This window comes from Streptomyces sp. NPDC001070 (genome assembly GCF_053598835.1).
The window spans coordinates 1-3,314 of the sequence record NZ_JBSFLB010000082.1 but is presented as its reverse complement, the minus strand read 5'-3'; the positions used below and the strand labels follow the sequence as shown (position 1 = coordinate 3,314).

General features: G+C 71.9%; 5 protein-coding genes. 1 reads left to right on the top strand and 4 read right to left on the bottom strand.

Going from position 1 to position 3,314, the window contains the following annotated elements:
* Positions 1–192: 192 nt before the first annotated feature.
* Positions 193–861, bottom strand: a complete 669-nt coding sequence (locus ACWDAS_RS41355) for a helix-turn-helix domain-containing protein (RefSeq protein WP_450401133.1) — start codon at positions 859–861, stop codon at positions 193–195.
* 212 nt (positions 862–1,073) lie between these two features.
* Between ACWDAS_RS41355 and ACWDAS_RS41350 the strand changes: the two genes are divergently transcribed.
* A complete protein-coding gene (locus ACWDAS_RS41350) occupies positions 1,074–1,646 on the top strand; it encodes an Rv1733c family protein (RefSeq protein WP_450401132.1) in 573 nt (190 codons plus the stop codon).
* A 39-nt stretch (positions 1,647–1,685) separates the two neighbouring features.
* On the opposite strand, the gene ACWDAS_RS41345 is transcribed toward ACWDAS_RS41350, so the two are convergent.
* The 3 genes from ACWDAS_RS41345 to ACWDAS_RS41335 all read right to left on the bottom strand — a co-directional run.
* A complete protein-coding gene (locus tag ACWDAS_RS41345) occupies positions 1,686–2,318 on the bottom strand; it encodes a CBS domain-containing protein (protein WP_450401130.1) in 633 nt (210 codons plus the stop codon).
* 26 nt (positions 2,319–2,344) lie between these two features.
* Entirely contained in the window at positions 2,345–2,809 is a 465-nt protein-coding gene (locus ACWDAS_RS41340; RefSeq protein ID WP_450401128.1) for a cyclic nucleotide-binding domain-containing protein, read from the bottom strand.
* A 324-nt stretch (positions 2,810–3,133) separates the two neighbouring features.
* On the bottom strand, positions 3,134–3,314 hold a 181-nt coding region (locus ACWDAS_RS41335), incomplete at its 5' end, for a universal stress protein (protein WP_450401126.1).

Sequence of the window (3,314 nt, the reverse complement as noted above, 5' to 3'; positions counted from 1 at the left end):
CCGCCGTACCACCTCGTGGTCGTCGACCAGGAACACCCTGATCGGCGTCCGCGGTGAGAACTCCCCTGCACCGGTCATCCCGGCCCCCTGCCCTGTTCGCTGTGCTGTTGTCCCCTGTCCCGGATGATCGTCACCCCCGCGGTCACTCGGCACCAGGGCCGAACGGACCCATCCGTGCCGTGGTCCGCCGTGTCAGGGCACATCGATACGGCGCCCGCTGATCCCGTCCACGTCGATCCGCACCCAGACGGTGCGATCGTCGTCCCCGGGCCACGGACCGCTGTACACCTGTGTCGCGAGGTACTGCGAGACCTCCGGGTTCTCGACGCGGCGGGCCCGGCCCCGGACCAGGACGCTCCAGCCCTGGCTGAGCGCCTCGTCCACGTGGTCCACCTCGAAGACGACCTCCGTTCCGGTGACCTCGGCGGGTCCGGAACCGGGTGCTGTCCTGAAGACGATGGACCGGTCCACCACGTTGTAGTTGACCGGCAGGATCGCCTCGCGGCCCGGGGTGGTCACCGCGACCCGGCCCACGCCGTGGCGGTCCAGGCGTGACCAACACTCCTCGGGGGTGAGTTCCACCAGCCGTGCGTGCGGTGAAGCGCGACCGAGTCGGCCGGGCGGAAGGTCGGCCTCCCCGCCGTTGAGCGCCACGACTGTCGTGTCCAGGACAGCCGCGAGGGTTCCCAGGGTTCCCGGGCCGGGAGCCGCGGTGGACTGCTCCTCGATGAACCGCAGATAGCTGGTGGCCATACCGGCCCGGGCTGCGACCTCCTCACGGCTCAAACCCAGCTCGTCGCGCCGCTTGGCCACGCGCCGCCCGATGTCACCGGGGGCTGCCGGAAACGGATTCGGTGCCATGCTGCTCACGTCCTTGGTCCCGAGTCTCTGAAGTACCGCCTGCGGGGATCACACCTTTCCGATCGTCGTCCGCTCAGGGCTCCGGTCACAGGGCCGAACGGACCCGGGAACCCGCGAGAACGGCCTGCTCGGCCCACCCGGACGACCTCTTCGGCCCCTGCTTCCCACTTTGCCCCTGTGGGACCGTCGCTGCAGGGAAAGGGGGCGCGGTCATGAAGAACTCGGTGGTGTTCTGGCGCTGGCGGCGCAATCCGTTGCGACGTGGAACGGATGTCGCGGAGGCGTGGACGGGTGTGGCGGCTGCTGTGCTGGTCGCCGTCGGCGCCCCGGCGGCGGGTGCCGCCACCGCGGTCGCGGTGGAGCATGACGCGCTCCACCAGGGTGACGGGATGCGCCAGGTGAGGGCAGTGGTCACCGAGGACGCGGCGGACGCGGTGGAGAACGACTACACGGGATCCACCGGCAAGGTGCGGGCCACCGTGCGGTGGACCGCCCCGGACGGGGCCGCTCACACGGGTACCGCCCGTGTGGACCCGAACAGCCGTGCCGGCTCCACCACGCGCATTTGGGTGGACCGGCACGACGACATCCGGGAACCGCCGCTCACGCCGGTGCAGGCCGAGGTGCAGGGCCAGGTCTTCGGTGTGCTCGCGGCCGTTGGCGCGTGCGGGCTGGTCCTGGCGGGACGCTGGGCCGTCCGGGTGCGTATCGACCGTCATCGCGCGCAGGCGTGGGACCGGGAGTGGGCCGAGGTCGGGCCCTCCTGGGGCCACCGGCGCGCCTGACGGTACCTGCCGGGCACGGCGCGCCGCGTGCCCGGTGAGTCAGTCCCAGTCGGCGTCGACGACCCCCTCCACGGCGCCGGCGAACCGTGACGCCACCGGGATCAGCGAGGGGTCGCCCGGCACGCCGGAGAAGTGGACGACGCCCTCCTCGACGCGTACCCGCACCGGCGGAGGCTCACCGGGAAACAGGTACGCGACGATCTCGCGGGTCACCTCCTCGGCGATCTCCTCGTCCGGGCGCAGGAAGACCTTCAGCAGGTCGCCCCGGCTGACGATGCCGCACAGCATGCCCTCGTCGTCGATGACCGGCAGCCGCTTGACGTGCCGGTGAGCCATGGCACGCGCCGCTTGCGCGAGGGTGGCGTCGGCGTGCACGCACACCGCGGGGGCACTCATCAGGTCGTCCGCGGTGGTGGCGCCCGCCTTGCCCAGATCCTGCAGCCGCCGCATCTGCTCGTAGCGGGAGGGGTCGCTGTCGCGGTACTCCTCCTTGGGCAGCAGATCGGCCTCCGACACGACGCCGACGACCCGGCCCTCCCCCTCCAGCACGGGCACGGCACTCACCCTCCACTGCTCCATCGTTGTGACGATCTCCTTGAACGAGGCGTCCCGGCCGACCGCTACGACGGCCCGGGTCATCACGTCGCCGACGATGTGCGGGCTGCCGTGCATGAGGTCCTCCTCGCGCGCAGCGACGGTCAATGTGCGGTTCCGCTGCCGGCGGGCCCGTAGAGGTCCAGCAAACGGGTGCGGGTCCGCAGCAGACGATGGGCGATGATCTCCGCCATCCGGCGGGACACGGCCCGGCCGAAGGCCGGATCGGCCTCGCAGAGCGCTCGCACGATGGTGGCGTCGTACTCCATGGCCCGCACCGGGCTCTGCGCCTGGGCGCCCAGATGCCAGCTGTACGGGGGGAACAGCCACGACCAGCCGAGCAGGTCGCCGTGGCCCAGGGTCTCCACCACGGCGGGATGGCGGCCGGGGACGTGGAGGTCGAGGGTGACCGAACCGGTGTGGATGACCCAGAACCGGTCGGCTCGCTGCCCTTCCTCGAAGATCCGGGTCCCCGCGGGGAACGACACCTCGCGGCCGAGCTCCATCAGACGCTGTCGAGCCTGATCCGGCAGTGCATCGAGCAGGCCGATCGTCGCGGCGGTGGTCATCACCGGCACCTCCCTGGTGAAACCCGTCGACGCGGTGTGACGGGAGAACCTCTGGGCGGCCCTTCCGGCGGCCCTCATCCCTAGCCTGTGTCCCCGAATCCGCTGTGCGCAGGGGCCTTCCGGCCCCTTGTCCGGGCCCGGCCGGTACCGATGACGGACGTTGGCCGGCGCAGTGATGAGACAGCCGGCATGAGAGGGCCGCCGACCGTGACTTCCTCGACGCGGCGCCGGAACCCGCCATGTCGATGAGGCCGCCCGCCGAGGGCGCACGGCGTTGTCCTCAGCGAGCGGTCACGGTGAACGGCACGCCGGCCGGTCCCGCGGTCAGTCGATCGGGACCAGGACGACGGGGCAGTGCGCGTGGTGCAGCACCGCGTGGGTGACCGGCCCGAGGCGCATTCCCAGCGGGTGGGCTTCCCGCCGGTGGGCGCCGATGACCACCACGTCCGCCGCGCGGCTCGCCTCGACGAGCGCGGCGGCCGCCGGTCCGGGGACGGCGTCCACC

Excerpts from the sequence above, each read along its gene's own strand:
- ACWDAS_RS41355 (WP_450401133.1), bottom strand. The coding sequence starts at position 861 with ATGGCACCGAATCCGTTTCCGGCAGCCCCCGGTGACATCGGGCGGCGC.
- ACWDAS_RS41350 (WP_450401132.1), top strand. The coding sequence starts at position 1,074 with ATGAAGAACTCGGTGGTGTTCTGGCGCTGGCGGCGCAATCCGTTGCGA.
- ACWDAS_RS41345 (WP_450401130.1), bottom strand. The coding sequence starts at position 2,318 with ATGCACGGCAGCCCGCACATCGTCGGCGACGTGATGACCCGGGCCGTC.
- ACWDAS_RS41340 (WP_450401128.1), bottom strand. The coding sequence starts at position 2,809 with ATGACCACCGCCGCGACGATCGGCCTGCTCGATGCACTGCCGGATCAG.